Origin of the sequence: Microcoleus sp. ARI1-B5, assembly GCF_036705795.1 — a bacterium.
In the GTDB taxonomy this organism is placed as follows: Bacteria; Cyanobacteriota; Cyanobacteriia; order Cyanobacteriales; family Microcoleaceae; genus Microcoleus.
The window spans coordinates 1-23,246 of sequence record NZ_JAUBVK010000042.1; the positions used below are offsets into that span (position 1 = coordinate 1).

11 protein-coding genes and 1 pseudogene are annotated in these 23,246 nt (G+C 47.8%); 7 read left to right on the forward strand and 5 right to left on the reverse strand.

Annotation, left to right across the window (positions count from 1 at the left end; translation table 11 throughout):
- Positions 1 to 1,040, forward strand: a pseudogene (locus tag QUB63_RS32055) (hypothetical protein); the annotation flags it as partial.
- A 474-nt stretch (positions 1,041 to 1,514) separates the two neighbouring features.
- Entirely contained in the window at positions 1,515 to 7,094 is a 5,580-nt protein-coding gene (locus QUB63_RS32060; RefSeq protein WP_332949419.1) for an ATP-binding sensor histidine kinase, read from the forward strand.
- 58 nt (positions 7,095 to 7,152) lie between these two features.
- Here the strand turns inward: QUB63_RS32060 and QUB63_RS32065 are convergent, their stop codons facing one another.
- Both QUB63_RS32065 and QUB63_RS32070 read right to left on the reverse strand, forming a co-directional pair.
- Positions 7,153 to 9,156, reverse strand: a complete 2,004-nt coding sequence (locus QUB63_RS32065) for a cation:proton antiporter domain-containing protein (protein WP_332949420.1) — start codon at positions 9,154 to 9,156, stop codon at positions 7,153 to 7,155.
- 357 nt (positions 9,157 to 9,513) lie between these two features.
- Entirely contained in the window at positions 9,514 to 10,911 is a 1,398-nt protein-coding gene (locus QUB63_RS32070; protein WP_332949421.1) for an amidase, read from the reverse strand.
- A 308-nt stretch (positions 10,912 to 11,219) separates the two neighbouring features.
- Between QUB63_RS32070 and QUB63_RS32075 the strand changes: the two genes are divergently transcribed.
- The 3 genes from QUB63_RS32075 (at position 11,220) to QUB63_RS32085 (ending at position 14,204) form a co-directional block, all read left to right on the forward strand.
- The gene (locus tag QUB63_RS32075; protein WP_332949422.1) at positions 11,220 to 12,491 is read left to right on the forward strand and encodes a type IV pilus twitching motility protein PilT; all 1,272 of its coding nucleotides are present in this window, start codon (positions 11,220 to 11,222) and stop codon (positions 12,489 to 12,491) included.
- A 306-nt stretch (positions 12,492 to 12,797) separates the two neighbouring features.
- A complete protein-coding gene (locus tag QUB63_RS32080; RefSeq protein ID WP_332949423.1) occupies positions 12,798 to 13,604 on the forward strand; it encodes a circadian clock KaiB family protein in 807 nt (268 codons plus the stop codon).
- A gap of 99 nt (positions 13,605 to 13,703) precedes the next feature.
- Entirely contained in the window at positions 13,704 to 14,204 is a 501-nt protein-coding gene (locus tag QUB63_RS32085; protein WP_332949424.1) for a hypothetical protein, read from the forward strand.
- A gap of 133 nt (positions 14,205 to 14,337) precedes the next feature.
- Here the strand turns inward: QUB63_RS32085 and QUB63_RS32090 are convergent, their stop codons facing one another.
- Entirely contained in the window at positions 14,338 to 15,978 is a 1,641-nt protein-coding gene (locus QUB63_RS32090) for a thioredoxin-like domain-containing protein (protein WP_332949425.1), read from the reverse strand.
- A 390-nt stretch (positions 15,979 to 16,368) separates the two neighbouring features.
- Between QUB63_RS32090 and QUB63_RS32095 the strand changes: the two genes are divergently transcribed.
- Entirely contained in the window at positions 16,369 to 17,115 is a 747-nt protein-coding gene (locus QUB63_RS32095; protein WP_332949427.1) for a class I SAM-dependent methyltransferase, read from the forward strand.
- Positions 17,116 to 17,590: 475 nt separating this feature from the next.
- Here QUB63_RS32095 and arsM read toward each other — a convergent pair whose 3' ends face one another.
- Positions 17,591 to 18,559, reverse strand: coding sequence for an arsenosugar biosynthesis arsenite methyltransferase ArsM (gene arsM / locus QUB63_RS32100; RefSeq protein ID WP_332949428.1), 969 nt, complete (start codon positions 18,557 to 18,559; stop codon positions 17,591 to 17,593).
- Positions 18,560 to 18,666: 107 nt separating this feature from the next.
- Positions 18,667 to 20,295 (reverse strand): hypothetical protein, encoded by a 1,629-nt coding sequence (locus QUB63_RS32105; RefSeq protein ID WP_332949429.1) that lies wholly within the window; start codon positions 20,293 to 20,295, stop codon positions 18,667 to 18,669.
- Between the two features lie 640 nt (positions 20,296 to 20,935).
- Here QUB63_RS32105 and psaA point away from each other — a divergent pair.
- Entirely contained in the window at positions 20,936 to 23,230 is a 2,295-nt protein-coding gene (gene psaA / locus QUB63_RS32110; RefSeq protein WP_332949430.1) for a photosystem I core protein PsaA, read from the forward strand.
- The last annotated feature ends 16 nt before the right edge of the window (positions 23,231 to 23,246 follow it).

Sequence of the window (23,246 nt, forward strand, 5' to 3'; positions counted from 1 at the left end):
TCACAGCAGCGCCGACACCTGCACCTGTTGTCACACCGATGGTCACAGCAGCGCCGACACCTGCACCTGTTGTCACACCGATGGTCACAGCAGCGCCGACACCTGCACCTGTTGTCACACCGATGGTCACAGCAGCGCCGACACCTGCACCTGTTGTCACAGCGATGGTCACAGCAGCAGCAACACCTGCACCTGTTGTCACACGGATGGTCACAGCAGCGCCGACACCTGCACCTGTTGTCACACCGATGGTCACAGCAGCACCAATTGTTACAGCACCGATTGTCACAGCACCAACGGCGATTGTGACACCGATTGTGAAAGCAGCACCAACGCCAGCGCCTGCACCGACACCGATTGTCACCGCAACGCCGACGCCTGAAGCGCTCGACACATCGATCGGCACACCGACCCCCGCACCGACTCCGAGCGACGACACGCTGAGATCGCTCGTCACATCGATCGGCACATTGAGGGACAGGCTGACATCGATCGCGACGGCCGCACCGACTGGAACAACTGATCCGGCGACACCGATGCGGACACCGATCTCAATGACGACACGAACACCTGTGTTTACCGCCCCACCAACTCCCGCGCGTACAGTCAGCGATTGTCCGTCTGGGAAAATGCCGATCGGGCGATCGACATCCACTCCGATTTTTGTGAAGCGCGATCGCGAGGATGAATATGACTCTCTAACTTGCCCTCAGCAGAATCCAGTCAATTACCGCAGCCATACTCCAGCACAGATTGCCAAGCCGATCGCACATTGGGCACCTAATTGCAATTCTTTTGGGGGCGATCGGGATAATGATGACTTTTTGATCGGCAGCCCCAAAAATACCAACTTCGGCAGTCAAAAGAGCGATCGGCTATTAACTGTCAGGTTTTCTTTGTCGGGTGAATCCTGTTCTCTTGGAACTTCGCAACCATCCACATTTAATAATCGTCAGAGTTTTGGCCTAAAAACTGAGTTGCACTTTGGGATTTCAACATTAGTAAATACCGCACCTCAATGCCAGATTCGCTTGGTTTAGTAGGGCTATTAATAGCCAACACTAAGTAAGTACCTAAAAGTTACCTAAAGCCTAATTCCTGACACTATACGGATACATGGATAAAAAAATCATTGATTTATCCCTGTATCCGTTTTCTTTTCTCCCTGTGTGTTTCTACTTGTCTATTTGCTAAGTTGTCGCGCCTTTAATTTGTACGTTCCTGTCTGTTCACACACTTGTGGGGTTAGTCCGAAAGCCCGCCGGTACAGTTAAATTTGGACTTTGAGAACTTATTAGCTAGAATTGCCAAGCAAAGATGGCAATTTGGCTTAGTGCCTTAAGCCAAATTGCGGTTGACGTAAGATTTTATTTTTACTATACTAAAAAATAATGTCCTGTGATATCGCTGACATGAGCATCAGAATAATAATTTTCCGAGTGCGGTGCGATCGTCCCCCTCGCATCATATCGCTTCCGCCGTCATCTAAAAATCTACTTACCTAAGCTATAAAGATGATTTCAATCAATACACTGACACTTCCCGGCTACAAAATCAGCACCTCCATCTCCGACGGCTTCAATACCAGCGTTTACCGGGGAATTAGAGAGTCTGACGAACAACCAGTCATCATCAAAATTCTCAAGGCAGAATTTCCCACCCTCGAACAAATTACCCGCTTAAAAAACGAATATAAAATTACTCAGCATTTACACGCAGACAGCATCGTCAAATATTACAGTCTCGAAACCTATCAAAACCGTCTCGCCCTGATTTCAGAAGACTTTGGTGGCAACTCCCTCAGCCAAATTATCTCAAAGAAACTTAACTTGACGGCATTTTTAAACATTGGCATTCAACTAGCATCAGCACTCAAGTCGCTGCATCAAAACTGCATCATTCACAAAGACATCAAACCCTCCAACATTATCATCAACATTGAAACAGGAACTGTCAAACTCACCGACTTCAGCGTCGCTTCCCGGCTGAGCAAAGAAAACCCCCAAATTAACAGCGCTAACTTGGTTGAAGGTACAGTCGCCTATATGTCTCCCGAACAAACCGGGAGAATGAACCGCACCTTAGATTATCGCAGCGATTTCTATTCGCTCGGCGTCACATTTTACGAAATGCTGACAGGCAAATTGCCGTTTAACAGCAGCGATATTTTAGAACTCGTGCACTGTCACATTGCCAGACATCCCGTGCCGCCTTTTGAATGCAGAAAAAATGCAGAAAGTAGCGATGAGATTCCGCAAGTTGTTTCGGATATTGTGATGAAGCTTTTGGCGAAAAATGCCGAAGATAGGTATCAAACTGCGGAAGGGATCGAGGCAGATTTAGAAAAGTGTTTGAATTGTTTGCAGACAATTGGGGAAATTGTTTATTTTGTACCGGGACAGTTGGATCGATCGGGACAACTGTCAATACCTCAGAAACTCTACGGGCGAGAAGCCCAAGTCGATCGCCTGCTGGCTGCTTTTGAACGAGTTAGCGGGCTTGAGGAGGCGCAACCGCCAGAAAATGCGGAAAAATCTACCAGCTTCCAAAGCGAAATAGTCCTAGTTTCCGGTTATTCTGGCATTGGCAAAACCGCGATTGTTAATGAAGTTCACAAGCCAATTGTCCGGCAGCGCGGCTATTTTATAAACGGCAAATTTGACCAATTTAAGCGCAATATTCCCTATGCAGCTTTGATTCAAGCTTTCCAGTCATTAATCGGGCAGTTGCTGACTGAAAGTAGCGAAAAATTGCAAGCTTGGCGCGAAAATTTGTCGGCTGCTTTGGGTGCAAACGGTGCAGTAATTGCTGACGTGATTCCTGAAATCGAGCTAATTGTTGGCAAACAGCCGGAAGTGCCACAATTGGGGCCTGCCGAATCTCAAAATCGGTTTAATCGAGTATTCCAAGAGTTTATCGGTGTCTTTACTCGCGCAGAACATCCGCTGGTAATATTTTTAGACGATTTGCAGTGGGCTGATTCGGCCTCGCTGAATTTAATGCAGTTGTTGGTTGGCAATTCGGAAAGTCAATATCTGCTTTTGATCGGTGCTTATCGGGATAATGAAGTTAATCCGACTCATCCGCTCGTGCAGGCGATCGAGCAAATTGCAAAAACTGGCACTCCTGTTCATCATATCGTCTTGCAACCGCTGGATTTGGGCAATGTCTGCGAATTAATCGCCGATACCCTCACCGCTAACGACAAGGTGAAATTGCTGGCTGAGTTAATCTTTCACAAAACAGGGGGCAATCCTTTCTTTATCACGCAGCTTTTGCAAGCACTTTATCAAGAAAATCTGTTAAAATTTGAATTTAGCAGCGGTAGTTGGCAGTGGAATTTAGAAGAGATTCAGGCGATCGGTATTACAGACAAAAGTGTCGTCAAATTGGTAGCCAGCCGCATCGAAAAACTGCCAGAAACCGCGCAACAAGCGTTAAAATTGGCTGCTTGTATTGGCGATACATTTACCCTCGATGTTTTGTCCATTGTCAGCGAACAATCCCAGGCGCAAGCAGCTAGCGAACTCTGGGCGGCACTGCAAACTGGATTGGTTCTCCCCTTGAGCAATGCTTACAAAATTCCGCTGGTTGGAGGCTGGGAAGCGGAGAATTTGTGGGGGCGGACACGGGGGTACCACCCCTACGAAGAATCCAATATTTCCTACAAATTCCTGCATGACAGAGTGCAGCAAGCAGCTTATTCTCTGATTCCCGACGGCGAAAAGCAAGCAACGCACCTAAAAATCGGTCAACTGCTACTCAACAATACTCCCGCCTCTAAGATTGAAGAAAATGTCTTTGATATTGTCAACCAACTGAATGTCGGTGTTGAATTTCTCGCAGCAAAAGCCGAAAAAGATGAATTGGCAAAACTGAATCTCATCGCCGGGAAAAAAGCGAAAGCATCTAATGCTTACGAAGCTGCTGTCAGGTATTTGAATGTCGGTTTGGGACTCATTAACTCCTCCCAGTCCCCCGTCGGTACAAGCTCAAGTTGGGAGACTGATTATGACTTGACGCTGAATCTTCACGTAGAAGCAGCGGAGGCGGAATATCTCAATACTAACTTTGGGCGATCGCAAGAATTAGCTGATATCCTGTTGCAACAAGCTACAAACCTGCTAGATCGAGTTAAAGTCTACGAACTGCAAATGCAGTCTTATTTGTCTCAAAACCAGATGATTGAAGCAATCGATACTGGCTTAAAAGCTTTGGAAATCTTGGGATTTTCCCTATCAGAAATTCCCCCACAAGGTTTGGCAGGAATTAAGTTACCTCAGCTTGAGGAACTCAAAAACATTCCGGTAATAACTGATGGCTATCAGTTGGCCACAATGCGGATACTCTCGGCTGTTGTTTCTCCTGTTTTTGTGGCAAAACCAGAACTCTTGCCGCAGATCGTATTCACAATGGTTCATTTTTCTCTTGAACGCGGTCATTCAGCACTTGGGGCGATCGGCTATAGTTGGTACGGCTTGCTGCTGATTGGGGTATTAGGAGAGATAGACGCTGGATATCATTCTGGACAGCTAGCTTTGAAGCTATTAGACCAATTCAATGCTAAACAACTTAAATGCAAAGTTTACCACCTATTTAACACTTTTGTCCGGCACTGGAAAGAACACGCCCGCGAGACAATTGCACCCTTAATAGAGAGTGTTCAAAGTGGCCTGGAAACAGGAGATTTAGAATTTAGTAGTTATGCTGCTTTAAACAGTTGTTCTTGCCCATTTTTGATGGGAGAGCCGCTAGAAAATGTCGCTGAAAAACAAGTAAAATACTTCAGTTTAGCACAAAGTTTAAAACAAGAACTTTCGCAGCAATTGCTGGAAATTTGGGGGCAAATAGTTTTAAATTTACGAGGAAAATCCGCGAATCCATCTCAATTAATAGGTGAGAGGTTTAACGAACAAGAAATGTTACCTCGGCTGCACAAAGCTAATAATTATATGTCAGTTTTTAATGTTTATTTGGCGAAAATGCTACTTTTTTACTGGTTTAAAGAACCAGAACAATCAGTGGCTAACGCATCTTTAGCAGCAGAATATGCACAAGCAGCAATTGGCTTCATGATGATCGGTACGCACAATTTTTACTATTCCCTGGCACTCCTCGCTGTGTATCCAACTGCTGACAGTGCAGCACAAGAAAAACACTTGATGCAAGTAGCAGCAAATCAGGAAAAAATGCACAAATGGGCGCACCACGCCCCCATGAACTATCAGCACAAGTACGACCTGGTAGAGGCCCAAAAAGCGCGAGTTTTCGGTAAAAATTGGGAAGCCGCAGATTATTATGACAAAGCCATTCAAGGAGCAAAAGAGCAGGGATACATCCAAGAAGAAGCACTCGCCAACGAACTTGCAGCCGAGTTTTACTTGTCTTGCAACAAAGACAAAATCGCTCGAGTCTATCTCACAGAATCTTACTACGGTTATATCCGCTGGGGAGCGATCGCAAAAGTCAAAGATTTAGAAGCCAGATATCCCCAATTAGTCGCCCAAACCCTCAACCGAGAAACCAAAACCCGCGATTTAACTGTCACCGCCACGACAACAACCACCAGCAGCGATTTTAGCAAATCCTTAGATATCGGCACATTCGTCAAAGCATCTCAAGCTATTACCAGCGAAATTGTGCTGGATAAATTGCTCGCCGGTTTAATCAAAATTTTGTTAGAAAATGCCGCCGCTCAAAAAGCAGTGCTGATGCTCTACAAAGATGGCAATCTTTTGATCCAAGCCACCTGCACGTCAGAGCAAAATCAAGCCGTTGTCTTGCAATCCCTTCCCGTTGAAATTAGTCAAGATTTGCCCCTTTCTCTTGTCAACTATGTTGCTCGAACTCAAAAAGACTTGGTTTTAAACAATGCAGCTTCAGACGGCTTGTTTACCGCAGATGCTTATATTCTCAGCACTCAGCCCAAGTCAATTCTTTGCAATCCCGTCATCTATCAGGGTCAACTAACAGGCATTCTTTACCTGGAAAACAACTTAGCAGCGGGTGCATTTTCTGCCGAGAGATTACAAGTTTTAAAAGTCTTAACTTCTCAAGTCGCCATCGCCATAGAAAATGCTAAACTCTACGCACAAGCACAAGAAAAATCGCAGCAACTAGAACAATCTTTGCACAAGTTGCAGCAAACCCAAGCTCAACTCGTGCAAACGGAAAAAATCTCTAGTTTGGGGCAGTTAGTAGCAGGAGTTGCTCACGAAGTCAATAACCCCGTTGGCTTTATTTCCGGCAATCTTCACCATGCTAATGATTACGTACAAGACTTAATTGGCATTGTCAATCTTTACCAGCAATACTACCCACAGCCGGTACAGGAAATTGTAGAAGCAGCAGAAGATATTGAACTCGATTATCTGATGGAAGATTTGCCAAAAATGCTGGGTTCTATGCAGCTAGGAACCGATCGCATCCGCGATATAATGCAATCATTGCGCAACTTCTCGCGCATTGACGGCACCGACAAAAAACTCGCCGACATTCACGCAGGCATCGACAGTACGTTGATGATTTTGCAGCACCGCTTGAAAGCTACATCCGAACGTCCAGCAATTCAAGTTATTAAAGAATACGGATCTTTGCCGCAGGTTGAGTGTTACAGCGGACAACTCAATCAGGTGTTTATGAATTTGCTGTCGAATGCGATCGATGCTTTGGATGAGTCGAATTGCGATTCCCTACGGGATAGCTGCGCCGCGCGTACTTATGCTGAAATTGAAAAGCATCCGAATATTATCACAATTTACACGGAAGTCAAGGAAGGTTCGGCAGCGGATTTTGTAGCGGATTTAACGGATGTAGCGGATTTAACGGATGTTAGGAAGAAGGAAGAAGGAAGAGGGCGGAAAACTGAGGGTTTTGCGGTGATTCGGATTAAGGATAATGGGCCTGGGATGCCTGAATCAACGCGGTGTAAACTGTTTGACCCGTTTTTTACAACTAAACCAGAGGGGAAAGGTACCGGATTGGGGTTATCGATTAGCTATCAAATTGTTGTTGAAAAACACGGCGGGGCGATCGAGTGTATTTCGGAACCGGGAAAAGGTGCGGAATTTGTCATAGCAATTCCGTTGAATTAGGATTAAATCTTAACCGCAGATCGATGCAGATTCATCACATCTGCGGTGAAAATATTCCTCAAGATACAGGAAAATAAACAACAAGCATCGAAATATTTGGGTGAGCCCGGGCGATGGCTTCCGGTTCTTTGAGAGTTCCCGGTTGTTCCCACAAATTCTGTTGCTGAGAAATTGTTGTTAAAATCAGCAAATCGTGTTCTAACAAATTCTGCGAAACTAGCTTGATAAAATTTCCCCGCACCCAATTTACCGGTATCTCAGAAAGAATTTCTACCTCCGCCGCACTTTTGTTGCTTTGTTCCCGTTTTGTCGCCACCAACACCACTTGCAAAGTCGCCTTGAGTTCCTGGGCCAAACTCTTAGCAATATCCACCGTTTCCTGAAATCCAAACCGAGTTAACTCGCCCTCAGTAGCCGCCAAAATAACTCTGGCCGTATTCTGGAGAGGATCGGGAAATCGAGCAATCAGTACCGGTACGGGCGATCGCCTTACCACATTGTCAATGATGCTGCCAAAAAAATTGTCGCGAGTCGTGGAAAATCCCTTCCAACCGCAAACTATTAAACTAGCCTCGCGTTCGGTTGCACTCCGCAGAATTCCGCGATCGATCGCATCATCGATTCTCGCGATCGGTTCCACCGCACAATCAGCCGCGTTAGCCACAGTTTGGGCCGCCGTTAAAAGTTGAGTTTGCTGCATTTTATCGGATGGCGAAATTGCTTCTGTGCGATCGGACAAAATATGCAGCGGCAGCAAAGTTCCCCGAGATGTTTTTGCTAAAATCAAAGCCAAACGCAGCAAATTATCTTCCGTACTCGGATTAGCAACAGGTACTAAAACCCGCTCTCCCCACGAATGCTTTCGGGAAGTAGCAGCCGGCAAACTCGACCCCGGCTGCTGCATTTGTTGACCCCACCGAGATACAATCCAAGGAGAAGCCACACAAGTTACTAAAATCATGGCAATGATGCCGTTCACCGTGACGCGATCGACCAATTTAATGTCAAAAGCAACAGTAATCGCAGCCAAAGTAGAAGCAGCTTGAGCAACAGAAAGGCCGAACATTACCATAATGCTTGGAAACTCAAAACGAAATAATTTCCCCGGTATCCAAGCTGCCAAAAACTTGCTCACCACCTCTGCTAAAATCATCACCGCCGCCACCAACAAAGACTGCGGCTGCTTTACCAAAATTAGCGGGTCAATTAACATCCCCACAGAAATCAGAAAAAACGGCACAAACAGCGTATTGCCAATAAACTGAATCCGATTCATCAGCGGACTCATTTTGGGGATAATTTGAGTAATGGCAATTCCAGATAAAAACGCCCCAATAATTGCCTCAATCTCAATTTGTTCGGCTGCGTAAGAAACTAAAAATAGGGTAGCCAATACAAATATAAATTCTGCATTTTCGTCGTGTCCGAATTTCTTAAAAAACCAGCGACCGATTTTGGGAACTCCCCACAAAGTAGCAAAAGTGTAGATAGCAAGAGATGGAATTAGAAACAGCCAAAAATTGAGAGTGAGATTTCCTTTGAAAGCTTTGACAACAATTGCCAGCACCAACAATCCCAACACATTCGTAATTAAAGTCCCCCCCAAAGTCGCAGTAATAGTCTGAGTTCGCATCAATCCCAATTTTGTGAGAATTGGCAGCGCTAAAAGCGTGTGCGTAGCGAAACAAGAAGCGACTAAAATTGCAGCCAGCCAGCTATATCCCAACAGCAGCATCGCTCCCGTCCCCAATATCATCGGTAGCGAAAAAGTAGCCAGCCCAAATATAACAGCTTTGTCCGCATTGAGTTTGAGGTCGTCGAGGCTAGTTTCCAGTCCTGCTAGGAACATCAAAAACAGCAATCCTACTGTACCTAACAAAACAATAGTAGCGTCCCGTTGCAGCAAATTTAGACCGTTTGGCCCGACAATTACGCCAGCAATAATTAAACCGACTATTCCCGGCAGCCGCAAGCGCTCAAATAACAGCGGCGCGATTAGCATGATTGCTAAAAGAACCAGGAAAACGGGAACGGGAGCGGTAATCGGGCCGGAAGTTAACATAAATTTTTACCCTAAATAATGGCAGCGAACTGCTACCTGTTTTAAGATAAAAAATCAAAATATTTATCAATCTAAAGAGGGATTATGGAATAATTGCAGCGGATTATTGGTAATAACTATGACTTGCCCGGAGAAACTCGGTTTCTTGGCAAAATATCGGTTTGCCAACCAAAAATCTATGAAGAAACCGGGTTTCTAGCCCCCGCGCACAAGTCCAGATTTGGAATACCAGTAAAAAGGAGAAACGTACTTTTCTAGCAACCGCCCAGATGCTGAGGACGTTCTTAATTGCTGAAACCGTTGCGGAAGATTGCGATTTTCATTTCTCTTCTTCCGACTTCACGCTTGACGAATTCCCTATTGAAAATCCAAAACCGGGAAAGGTTTCGCCGCTTCTATCTGCGCTGCTAAAGCAATTAAAGTAGCTTCCGCCGCCGGCCGCCCGATAATTTGAATTCCCACCGGCAAACCGTTATCATCTAAAATGGCAGGAAGCGCGATCGCAGGCAAACCGCTAGCATTAAACGGCGGACAAGGAGCAATCCAATTAATAATATTAGCCAAAGTTTCCTCACAACTCAAATGGGCCCACTCGCCGATGCCAATGGGCGAGTGCATATAAGTCGGCAAAACTAACACATCAAAATTTTCAAAGAATCCCACAATCCGCCGTGAAATCACCTGCATTTGATTCACCGCGCGCAAATATTCCCCAGCCGAAACAGTCCTTTCCAACAACCAGCGATTCATCGGTTCCATCACCTTGCCTGGAATGCCGCTTGCAGCAGCCCCAGACTGCCAAATTACCGTAAACGGTTCGATTAAACCCGTAAAATCGGGGCATCCAAGTTCGACATCGTGACCCAAATCTGTCAGTAATTTTACGGTTTCGAGTACCGCTTGCTGACACGCAGGCGCCGCCTCGCCCACGGGGGCAATACTGGTAGAAAAAGCAATTCGCAGTTTGCCCAACTTTTCGCCGGAAGCCTCTAGAAATGTGGGATTTGGGTCTGGTAGCCAGTACGGATCGCCTGTTGTGTAGCCTGACATTACGTCCAAAAGTGCGGCCGCGTCAGCCACAGTGCGGGCGAGAGGGCCGTTGGCAGAAATGCCGCTGAGGTAATCTCCGACAGGTGCCCAGGAAACTCGCCCGCGCGAGGGTTTAATGCCTACTAAACCGCAGGCGGAAGCTGGGCCTCGGATCGAACCGCCGCCGTCTGAACCTTGGGCGATCGCGCATAAACCCGCCGCTACGGCCGCCGCTGAGCCGCCGCTGGAACCTCCGGGCGTGTAGTCTAAATTCCAGGGATTGCGCGCGGGCCGGAAACCTGGGGGCTCGGTGTAAGGCAATGAGCCTATTTGAGAGGTTGCTGTTTTGCCCAGAATGTTAAATCCGGCTGCTTTGATCCGCCAGACTACTGACTCGTCGTAGGGAGATAGGTTACCGTGCAAAGCCTGAACTCCGTAAGTACACGGAACGCCGGCAACTGGTGTTAGGTCTTTAATGGCGATCGGCACTCCGAAAAAAGGCGGCAATTCCTGTGACTTGTTTAAGCCTGCTAGGTGTTCGGTTTGCGCTGTCGCTAGCTCGATCGCCCGATCGGCCGTTACGGTAAAATAACTGCCAAGCTCATGGTTTAATCGATCGATCCGTTCCAAGTACACATTGACCAGTTCTAGGGGCGAAATTTCCCGCTCGCGGATCGACTTCGCCAAATCCAAAGCTGAAGTAAAAGCCCGATCGACAGAATTCATCGGTTTAAGTCCTTAAAAGTTTGGTAAAGTATCAATTTATACTGTTGTTTGCGGAAAACTGTTTCTCTTTAAAAAAAATATCCAGCAATGTGGAAAATCCATATTCGATCGTAGATCGATTTGGCTCGCCCGCGTGCAAGAGACGAGAAAATTTCCTTACTGGTGGAGAAGTGTGACCCCTTTTTGGGATAGACTGAACACAACAGTTAAGCTTTTGTGCAAGAAACGCACTTCGGGCGATCGGCATTGTCCAACTTCCACAAATCATCTGTTCGAGTCAGCCTTCTCACCAAATCAAGGTAGCGCATATGACACAACAGCATCCGCCAGCTCCTCGCCCGCCCGTACCCGGAGCTCCCCCACCCCCAGGGCTGCCCCGCCCTCCAGCTCCCGGCATTCCCAGAGCAGCAGGATTGCCGCCCGCACCGCCGCCCGCGCCACCTGCGCAGCCGGCAGCCGCACCGCCACCTGCCGCCGCGCCCCAATCCTCCGCCACACCTAAAAACCCCAGCAGCAGCGCAAATCCGACTCTCAAAGAGCTAGTCATCCGAGCCAAAGAAGAAGGAGTATCCGACCTTCACCTGGGAGTAAACGAATTCCCCCGCTTCCGCACGCGGGGCGAGATTGCCGACATCGGCTATCCACCGACGGATTTAGATACGTTTTTTGGCTGGCTGCGCGAGTGCATGAGCGATGAAGAAATTGAAATTTTCCAAAAAACCCTAGACTTTGACGGCGCTTTCGACTTCGGCTTCGTCCGCATCCGGATCAGCTGCATGGACTCCTTGGCCGGGCCGGCGATGGTGCTGCGACTAATTCCTTCCAAAATAATGACACTTGAGGAATTGAAGCTGCCGGATGTCTTTAAGAAAATATGCGGCTACCACAAAGGGCTGATTTTGGTGACGGGCCCCACAGGTTCGGGCAAATCTACCACCTTGGCGGCGATGATCGACTACATCAACAAGAGTAAAGCCTACAACATCATCACGATCGAAGACCCGGTAGAATTCGTACACGAAAGCAAAAAATCCTTGATCAAGCACCGGGAAGTCGGCAGGCACACCCTCAAGTTTATGAGCGCTCTCAAAGGCGCTCTGCGGCAAGACCCGGATATGCTGCTAGTAGGAGAAATTCGGGACAGAGAAACCGTGGAAATCGCCCTCAAAGCCTCTCAGACAGGTCACTTAGTTGCAGGAACCCTGCACACCAACAGTGCGGTTAAAACTTTGAACCGGATTCTGGATATGTTCGGGGCGGAAGAACAGGATGCCATACGGGTTTCAATTTCCGAATCCCTAGTGGCGATTATTGCTCAACTGCTGTGCAAAACCACAGACGGCAAGCGGGCTGCTTTCCACGACGTTATGATCAATACCGACGTGGTTAAGGAATACATTCTGAAGGGGCAGAATGAGGAAATCAATCAAATCATGATCAAAGATACTTATGAAGGCATGACGACGATGAATAAGTCGCTCTACGGCCTTTATCAAGAAGGTCGGATTACTGAAGAACTTTGTGTAGAAAACTCGCCGTTCCCGAACGAAATGGCTCAGATGCTCCGAGGTCGAGTCTAAAGGTCGAGTGTTAACAATTAACAGTTAACTATAGGGCTGACATATGGGCGCCCCGAAACCGGGTTTTTAAACGAAAAGACTTGCCTGAAACCCTCAATCTCGGTTTAAAAACCCGGTTTCTTTGTGAACGAGTGGGTAAGTCCTAAACTATTAACAGTTAAGTAGATAAGGGCAAAAAAACAATCTTGCAGGGGCGGGCGCGAGCTAAAAATCTATCAGACAAGCGAGTTATGGAGTGCGGTCATTCTCCCTGTCCATCTAATGTTTATTTGTAACCACCTACTTAACTTTAATGGGTGTACTTAATTGAAATTCGATCGCCCGATTTTGCCAGAATTTTTCAAAGGCATTGCACTGTTTACACCAGGGGGAGACTTAATCTATTGTATAGACTCCCGCAAGCAAACTCAGTGGCACTTGCAGTTGTGCGTTGCTCTCCAGGAGATACTTGGTTTGTCGGAACCGCCGCATTTTCTGATACCTTGCTACACGGCAACCGTTGATTGCTGGCGAGATCCGAGCGATCGGCAGTTGCGGGTTGCAGCCGAAGCCTACCCGCCGGTGCTGCGATATCAAACGCTGCTAAATGCCATTTTTGGCACTGGCGACTTGGTTTGGGAGGCCCGCAGCGACGAAATCTGCGAACCAATGGCGATCGCCACTTATCACGAACAATTCCCCGAACTGTGGGAAAATCACGACTTAGTTGTACAGTATCCCATGGAGCTTGGGCGATCGGACTCGCGCAGTTCCACGATTAGCTTACCTTCCTCGCGCTTCGAGCGATCGCAGGGGATGCCGACAACCAAACCAACAGCAATCACCCCACCGCTACAAACACAAGGGTACGTTTTGCGGCTGTTTGTTTCCGGGAGCAACCCCAGCACCCAACGCACCCTCGAAACTTTATACCAATTGTTAGAGCAATGTCTCGATCGCCCCTACACTTTGAAAGTAATCGATGTGTTGAAACATCCCGAACAAGCAGAAGCAGATCAGATTTCAGCAACTCCCACTTTAATTAAAATCTGGCCGAAACCCGTGCGGCGAATAGTCGGCGAACTGAACGATGCTGAAAAAATAGTGCGGTTGCTGAGCTATTCTGAATTTTAGATTTGTGCGAGTTATTGAATACTGGCGATCGCAGGTTGACTCACCATCGAATTAACAAGCTCTAGCAATTGCTCCTGAGACACTGCACTCAATGAAATTATGTCTAATTTTCACGATTTAATTAACAATAATTTCCATCATCCAGATTACGGAAAATTACTCCATCATCGCGACATTCACCAGCCCAATATCTTGCATTATTCAGTACAACTCAACGATTGCGAATCTATCGCATGGGAACCAATTCATAGCAATCGCCAAAGAGATACAGGACGATTAGCAATTTGGCAAATTGATTGGCATAGATTTCAAACTGCCAAATGGATATCATATCGGCAAAAGGAACGCATCAACAAAGCATTGCATATTTCTGTGGCAGAATTTCACGAATGCTGGCAATATGAACTCTATCGATTCAATTGCGAACATTGGGCAAGACTGGTAACGACAGGGAATTGTTGCTGCCATCAAATTACCGAATTCAAGAAATCACAAAAAATCCCTGTCCTGGGTGTTTTGGTTGTAGGAATAGTTGGTTGTGTGACAGGTGCTTGGGAACACAATGGATACGCACAAAAGTTGATTGCTGAGAGTGACTAGATGTGGAGTGAGGGAAACCCTAATTATTTCCTAGGCACCGTAAGTAGTAGAGCACCTGATAATTAGTTCCTAGTGAGGACTTCAGTCCTCTAAAATTCAAGAGGACTGAAGTCCTCACTACCAACCTTTTGGATCAATCAGGAAGACAAACATCCGGCGCGCACAAACCGTGAAAATCCAAAGTTGTAACTTCCAAAGTATCCAACTCAACTCGCCGAATCACGTGATTGTTCGTATCAGCAACAAACAAATGAGACCCGATCGCGCTCAACCCTGAAGGTTCAAAAAATCGAGCCTTGAGACCTTTAGCATCAACCAAACCCGCTGTACCATCTCCAATCATCGTCATGCAAGTACCGCCCCGGTGGTCGATCCGCTTAATTTTGTGATTGTAAGTATCAGCCACCCAGAGGTAATTTTGAGCGTATTCAACACCCAAACAGTGCTGCAACCTGACCTCTTCACCGCGACCATCCTTATCCCCAAAACCAAACAATTCACCGCTACCGCAGACAGTGCGCACCTTCGGATCTTCATCGATACCCACAGCCCGGATCGAACTAATTTCGCTGTCAGCAACAAACAACTCCGATCGATCCGTAGCCAGGCCGCTGGGCTGAGAAAAAGCAGATTCTGCAAGACTCCCGTCAACACAGGATTCTCGGCCAATACCCGCATAAGTCGCGATCGTACCCGTATCTAACTGCATCTCCCAAACTTGGTGCGAACCCGCCATGGCGATAAAAAGTCTATTTCCCACCCTTTCTAAATCCCAAGGCGAATTCAATGGCGTTTCTAAACCCTTGCCGCTGCGGGGTGCAATGTCGTGACTTTGTTCGCCAGTACCAGCAATAGTTTCAACTTTCTGAGTCGTAAAATCAATCTGTCTGAGAGCGTGATTTTCCGTATCCGCAACATAGAGAATTTGACTTTCTGCATCAAAAGCCATACCTTGAGGTGCAAAAAACTCAGCTTCTTCAAAGTTGCCATCAGTTAAACCCGGTTTCCCCGTACCGATGACGTGCAGCACCTCGCCTTCAGTAGTGCTCACAACAATCCGGTTGTGTCCAGAATCCGCAATAAACAAGCAAGAACCTACCAAGTTTTGTTGAACCGAGTTAGCAGGCCCCGGCAATACAATTTCATCTACAGATTCATTATCCTCAGTCATTTCGCCCAAAAGCGCGATTTGTTGGTGAAGCTTTTTTGCCTCCGTTGCAGTGATGGCAAATGCCAGCACTTTACCGGGAAAAGCCAGCGGCGTTGATAGAGGTTTGCGCTGTTTTTCTAAGCTGAAACGAAGTTCCTTAAAGTCGATCGCATTTTTATCTTTGTATTCAGCAATTAACTTACCAACTAACTGGTCAAGTGCTTCTCTATTGCCCTCGCCGGAAACAAAGCCGATGACATAACTTTCCGGATCGATCACCATTAAAGTCGGCCAAGCGCGAACGGCGTAGCTTTGCCAAACTTTCATGCCGCTGTCTACGATTACCGGATGTTCGATATCGTAGCGGAGGATAGCTTGGCGGATGTTTTCTACATCTTTTTCGTTTTCAAATTTAGCCGAGTGAACGCCGATGACAGTCAGGGAATCTTTATATTTTTGTTCCAGGTATTTTAAGTCGGGGAAGACGTGCAAGCAGTTGATGCAGCAGTACGTCCAGAAGTCCAGGAGGACGACGCGCCCTTTTAAGGATTCAATGGATAAAGGTTTCTCGGTGTTCAGCCAGGGGTAGTTTCCGGGGAATTCTGGTGCTCTGACGCGAGGCATGGCATCTCCTTGGTGGGGTCTGAATGATTTTTTACCTTCTTTAATTTAGCGGGAAGTTTCGCCGGATGGGGGAAATGGGAGGTTAAGGGAGGGAACCGCTTGAGGGCACAGGCGAGACGCCTGTGCCACAAGAGCAAGGGGAGGGGGCGATCGCACGGGAGTTTTGAGTCTAAGGCGCTCGGTCAAAAAACCCCCAACAGTCCAAAATCCTCTCCCTGAGCACCAAATACTGGCGATCGACCGGGTTGTCAACCAAGAATGCGTCCGGGACTGCATTCGTTGCCCAAAAACGCCTGAGAATGACCGTCACAAAGCTTGGCCAGTACCCTCCTCAACCTAGTCAACTTCCAAGATACAATAGGTTGGCTTAATAAATAGAGGTCGGGTGCAATGCTGGAACTTAAAAACTTGTTGGAACAGCAACCAACTAATATTATCAAACGCATTTCTCCAGAGGATTCGATGTATGTACCCAATGGAGATGCACACTATTATGGAGTCGGATGTTCAGCTTTAAAATCTGTGCGCTTAGCCATGCTGGCTGCGTCTAAGTCTGACTCGTCGATCGCAATTCTGGACTTTCCTTGCGGACACGGCAGGGTATTGAGGACACTTAAGGCAGCTTTTCCGAATGCTGAGATTACAGCCTGCGACTTGGATCGAAAAGCTGTTGATTTTTGTGCCGAGGTATTTAATTCGATTCCAGTTTACTCGGATCGCAATCCCGAACGCATAAAAATAGACCGCCAATTTGACGTAATTTGGTGCGGCTCTTTACTGACTCATTTAGACTCAAAATATTGGCCGGGATTTTTAAAGTTTTTTTACGAACATTTAACTATAGGAGGAATTGTAGTTTTTTCAGTACACGGCCGTTATGTTGCTGACTGCTTCAAAAGCGGTCATAATTATGGGCTGCCACCGCATAAAGTGACTGCGATACTAAATAATTATCAGCGTCAAGGCTTCGGTTATCAAGATTATGATGGCGCTTCAAACTATGGCATTTCTGTATCTTCGTCAGCTTGGGTAAATTCGCATTTAGAAGCAATACCCAATCTTCGGAAACTATTATTTTTAGAAAAAGGATGGGACAATCACCACGATATTGTTGCTTGCGAGCGGGTGTCAGGTTAGACTTTTCGACTTCCAGGCAGAGCCTGTTCAGTTGACAGTTGACAGTTGACAGTTGACAGTTGACAGTTGACCGCACGGGGGGCGACCTCTACCTGGAAGTCCGAGGATTGGAGTAATGAATAGTCTTCTTTTAATTTCTCAAGGGATCTCGGGGCTTGGGGCTTTAAACCAATTCTTTCTGGTAATGCCGGCCGCGAGTCTCTGCCTCGTCCTTTCTATAATATTAGTTGGAAATTAAACATATCGCTGTAGGGGCGGGTTCACCAAAAATATTTGCCTCCCACAAATAAGCAAAATAAACCCCCCCTCTTCTCTTATTCCGGGGATTAATGCTAGGAAATAGCAGATTGATGGTCTAGTTCTGGCATTGGGGCGGGGCGGGTTTATTAATATTTGCGCTACAAGCTACAGTCTAAGAGTGAACCCGCCCCTACAGGAATCTAAATATTTAAAATCCGACTCTTTACTCTTTCACCTAACAGCAACCGCCGCCGTTATAATGCCAAGTCGAATCAGTAATCAACACCTTATCCGGCATCAATCCCCCCAACTTCCCAGCCGTTTTATCGCACACCGCCGCCGGAACTCCCCGCTGCAAAACGTGACCCGCCCCGTCATCAAACAGCTCTTCAGACCCCGCATAAATCGCCGTCTTGCCAGTAAAAACGCAAGCGCCGTCCGGGGGAATGTCCACTTTAAAAGACACTGTATCGAGGCTTTCTAACAGCAAATCCGCATCCAATTTGTAATTGTGTTTGTCCAGCAGCCGGTAAGGACGGCGCGCCCGAACTTCCACTTGCCCAAAACCCACGTCTACAAGGTGTTGAACGTATTCTGCATATGTCAGAGCACCCGACAAACACAAGGCCCGCAAGCGTTGGTCTTCTTTCAAATGCTGCGGAATTGGCCGAGTTGCGATCGGATCGCTCATCAACAACCGGCCCCCGGGCTTCAAAACCCGATAAGTTTCTTTTAATGCTGCGGCTAAATCTGCAGGTTCAAAGATATTAAACAAGCAATTTTGTGCGACAACATCGACAGAAGCATCCGGTACCGGCAACGCAAAAGCATCGCCTTCTATAATTTCCACAAAACTCGCATCAAACCAATCATTTTCGTGGGCGGCAATTTGCAAGTTGCGCGCAGCCGCGTCTCGCATTGCTGGAACCGGATCGACGGCAATCACCGCTCCTTTGTGCCGAGAAAAATAAGCAAATTGCAGTGCTTCCAAGCCGCCGCCGACTCCTACATAAAGCACGACTGGATTGCCGACAAGTTCGGCGGCATGAACGGTTGTGCCGCAGCCGTAATTCATTTCTTGCATTTGTTCGGGAATTTTTAATCCTGGCAGTTGCAATGGACTGGTTTGGACGCAGCAAAGTCCGATTTGGGGGGTTTCGGCAACGTCGCTGTAGAATTTGGCTGCTGTTTCGAGATAGGTCATTTTCGTTTCTCCTGGTTTGTGTTTTTTGACCGCAGATGTAGGCGGATTTACGCGGATGTAGGCGAAGCCTTCCCGAAGGGTACGCTGATGAATGCAGAAATTTTTTGTTAGGTTTCAAATTCGACTTTTTGTTCGGATTTGGGCGGGTTTTCTGGTTCTGAAACTGTTTTTTCGGGAAGGGCTAATTCGGCGCTTTTGGGAGCGACAACCGAGGGCGCTGGTGCTACCAGATTGGGAGACTCTTCTGGTATCGCAGGAGCGACTACTTTTGGTACTGGTGCTTTGTCTGTTATTTCTGGCAGGGTTGGCGGCTCTGAAGGATTAGCGGGTTCTGGCTCTTGACGCAAAAAGTTGCGGAACCGATTGTAGTATCCTTTATATTCCTGTTTCTGTGCTTGGGGAGATGCTGTTGGTTTCGGTTCTATTATTTTAACTGGTACAACAACTTTGGGGGTTTCTAACTGGGGTGTTGCTGTCGGTGTCGGTTCTATTATTTGAACTGGTTCTACAATTTTTGGCGCTTCGAGTGGCGGTGTTGCTGTCGGTGTCGGTTCTATTATTTGAACTGGTTCTACAATTTTTGGCGCTTCGAGTTGCGGGGTTGCTGTGGGTGTTGGTTCTATTGTTTGAACGGGAGCAACTTTCGGAGCAACTTGTGGCTCTAAGCTGGGTTCGGTAACTGGGGTTTCTGGAACCGCTGGTGAGGGTTCGGCTACTGGTGTTTTTTCTAATGCAGGTGTCGGTGTCGGTGTCGGTGTCGGTTCGGGGGTTGGCGTTGGTGCGGGCTTGGGGGCTTGGTAGGTGCGATCGACTGTACCGCGAGCATCTGCTACGCTTAGCTCACCTCGCACTAATTTTGAAAGAGTGTCTTGCCCCTGCGGTTGGTAATCTATCAGTCTGACTGTATTGTTAAAGGCGTTTTTGACGGTATTTCCCCGTTCGTCGATTAATTCTAGCTGTACCCAGTTTTTGCCGGGTTTGAATCCTTTAAGATATATAGGTTGCCACTGGTCGATCGCAAAGCTTTCGCCGTTAACTGTGGCTCGAATTTTCCAGTCGAGTATTTCATCTTGGGAATTTTCTTGAGCCACTTGGTGCAACGGGGCATTTGTCAGGTAAAAGTCGAGCAGGATCGGTTCTGCGCCGTAGCTGCCCTGGGGGCTGTTGTACGTTAATAGGGGCAATGCTCGATCGGGATTGTTGTCCTCTGTTTTGGTAAAAATGTGAAAGGTGGTTTGGGCGAGGGCACCTTCGTTTTTAAAGCTTTCTTCCCAAGGGCGAGCGGCGAACACCCGCAGGGTATGGGTTCCGGGTTCTAAGTCCGAGAGCGTTACAGGCTGGTTGATGTCGTAAACTGTTGTGTAAGGTTGGTTGTCTAATAAAACTTGCAGGTGGGGGCCCAAACCCAAGTTTGCCTCTTTGAAAATGGGGAAGTCCTTGACTTGGAACTTAACGGACACATTTATATCCTGAAGCACTTCGTCAGGTTTTGGATTCAAAATACTTATTTGAGGCTGGTAGACTTCTTGAGCCTGACGCAGTTGTTGAATGGCTTCTGGGGGAGAAACCTCTGAGATTCTGTTTACCGGGGCGGGAGCTGAGCCGCTCTTGTTCCCTGAGTTGGGCAATTCCCGAGGGCCCGCGCCACAACTTGCTAAACCCAAAATTAATATTGCTGCTGCGAATAATGCCAGCAGCCTGCTCGCAACCGTTCTGTGCCAATTGATGCCAATCACGCAACCATACTCCTAGAAGCCTTCTCATAGGGAACTATAGCCCAAAACTGAATTTAGTATTGGGGAATTGCCGATCGGGAATTGAGCAGGCCAGTCTGCCCCGGATTCAGGCACGTCGGGCAACCAACCCGATCCGACTCATAACTCCCGCACCAGTTTTCCGAAAAATCTCTCTATAAATGAGTATTCCTCCATTACCTTATCTTTGAGTTTTGTAAAGTTAATGGCACTACCCCTTGACTTTTTCTGCGGGCTGTGGAAATTAAAACGGTTATTACATCAAGAATTGAGGCTTTTTTAAGTATTGTTAACAAGCGATTAATACTCCTCAGAGCAGGCTTATAATTCATAAAACTCCCTCAAAAGGAGCAGCCGGATCAAACCTAAATCAAGGACGCGACCGGCAGTTCATCTGACGAGAAGAGTTGGCAGTACCCAGGGACATTGTTAGCGACACTGGGGAACTGGCTTCTTTAAAGAAGCAAAATGCTTGGGGAAACGATGCACCTGCATATAACTCTTCAATGAGTGAAATGCAAGCTGTTTCGGGTAACCGAGAATCCCCCGCCTAATTAAGCGCGGGGAGTGTCAGATACAGTATTCATTTCTCGTTCCTTGTCTTACCGAGAGGAGAGTCTTCATGACCATTAGTCCTCCAGAGCGAGAGGCAAAAGTTAGGGTAGTAGTCGATAAGAATCCGGTTCCAACTTCCTTCGAGAAGTGGTCAAAACCAGGTCATTTCGATCGCACTCTAGCTAAGGGGCCAAAAACCACCACTTGGATTTGGAACCTCCACGCTAACGCTCACGACTTTGACAGTCACACCAGCGACTTAGAAGACGTTTCGCGCAAAATCTTTAGCGCTCACTTCGGCCACTTGGCAGTAATCTTCGTGTGGATCAGCGGCGCGTACTTTCACGGCGCGAAGTTTTCCAACTACGAAGCTTGGCTGACGAACCCTACAGGCATCAAGCCCAGCGCTCAAGTGGTCTGGCCGATTTTTGGTCAAGAAATTTTAAATGCAGATGTAGGCGGCGGCTTCCGCGGGATTCAGATCACCTCTGGTCTGTTCCAGTGGTGGCACGCCAACGGCATCACTAACTCATACCAGCTATATTGCACTGCGATCGGCGCCTTGGTAATGGCAGCTTTGATGCTGTTTGCCGGTTGGTTCCACTATCACGTCCGCGCTCCGAAACTGGAATGGTTCCAGAACGTGGAATCGATGATGAACCACCACTTGGCTGTGTTGTTGGGCTGCGGCTGCTTGGGCTACGCGGGACAGCAAATTCACGTTTCGCTGCCGATAAACGCTTGCATGGACGCGATCGATGCAGGCGCACCGCTGACAGTCGGCGGCAAGCTGATAAAAACAGTTGCGGACATCCCCCTGCCACACGAGTGGATTTTGACGCCGGGCTTGATGGCTGACATCTACCCGAGCTTCGCAAAAGGTCTAACGCCTTTCTTCACCCTCAACTGGGGCGCATACACAGACTTCCTGACCTTCAAAGGCGGTCTGAACCCCACCACAGGCGGTTTGTGGCTGACTGATTCAGCTCACCACCACTTAGCTTTGGCAGTGCTGTTCATCGTCGCCGGTCATATGTACCGGACGAACTGGGGCATCGGCCACAGCATGAAGGAAATCCTGGAGAACCACAAAGGCCCGTTCACCGGAGAAGGCCACAAAGGACTCTATGAAATCCTGACTACTTCTTGGCACGCGCAACTGGCGATTAACTTGGCACTGATGGGCTCTCTGAGCATCATCGTGGCTCACCACATGTACGCGATGCCTCCGTATCCGTACATCGCGACCGACTACCCGACTCAGTTGTCCATCTTCACCCACCACATGTGGATCGGCGGATTCCTGATCGTTGGAGGAGCCGCTCACGGGGCAATATTCATGGTGCGCGACTACGAGCCGAGCGGCAACGTCAACAACCTGCTCGATCGCGTGATCCGTCATAGAGATGCGATCATTTCCCACCTGAACTGGGTGTGCATCTTCTTGGGCTTCCACAGCTTCGGTTTGTACGTTCACAACGACACGATGCGGGCTTTCGGTCGTCCTCAAGATTTGTTCTCGGATACTGGGATTCAGTTGCGTCCGATATTTGCCCAGTGGGTGCAAAACATCCACGCCTTGGCTCCGGGCACAACAGCGCCTAATGCTATGGAAATCGTCAGCCACGCTTTTGGTGGCGGTGCAGTAGTAGTGGGCAACAAAGTAGCGATGATGCCGATCGAGTTGGGTACGGCGGACTTCATGATCCACCACATCCACGCTTTCACCATTCACGTTACAGTCCTGATTCTCTTGAAGGGCGTGTTGTTTGCACGCAGTTCTCGCTTGATTCCTGACAAAGGCAACTTGGGCTTCCGGTTCCCTTGCGACGGCCCCGGCCGTGGCGGTACCTGCCAAGTTTCGGGTTGGGATCACGTGTTCCTCGGCTTGTTCTGGATGTACAACTGCATCTCGGTCGTGATTTTCCACTTTAGCTGGAAAATGCAGTCGGACGTGTGGGGAACAGTATCGCCAGACGGCACAATTTCTCATATCACCGGCGGCAATTTCGCACAAAGTGCGATCACGATTAACGGCTGGCTGCGGGACTTCCTGTGGGCGCAAGCTTCTCAGGTAATTCAGTCCTACGGTTCGGCACTGTCGGCATACGGTCTGATGTTCCTAGCCGGACACTTCGTCTTCGCCTTCAGCTTGATGTTCCTGTTCAGCGGCCGCGGCTACTGGCAAGAACTGATTGAATCCATTGTTTGGGCTCACAACAAGCTCAAGGTAGCTCCCTCGATTCAGCCTCGCGCTCTGAGCATTATTCAGGGTCGGGCTGTGGGTGTAGCTCACTACCTCCTGGGAGGAATTGTCACTACGTGGGCATTTTTCCTAGCGCGAATCATTTCGGTAGGGTAAACTACCCCTAGGTTTT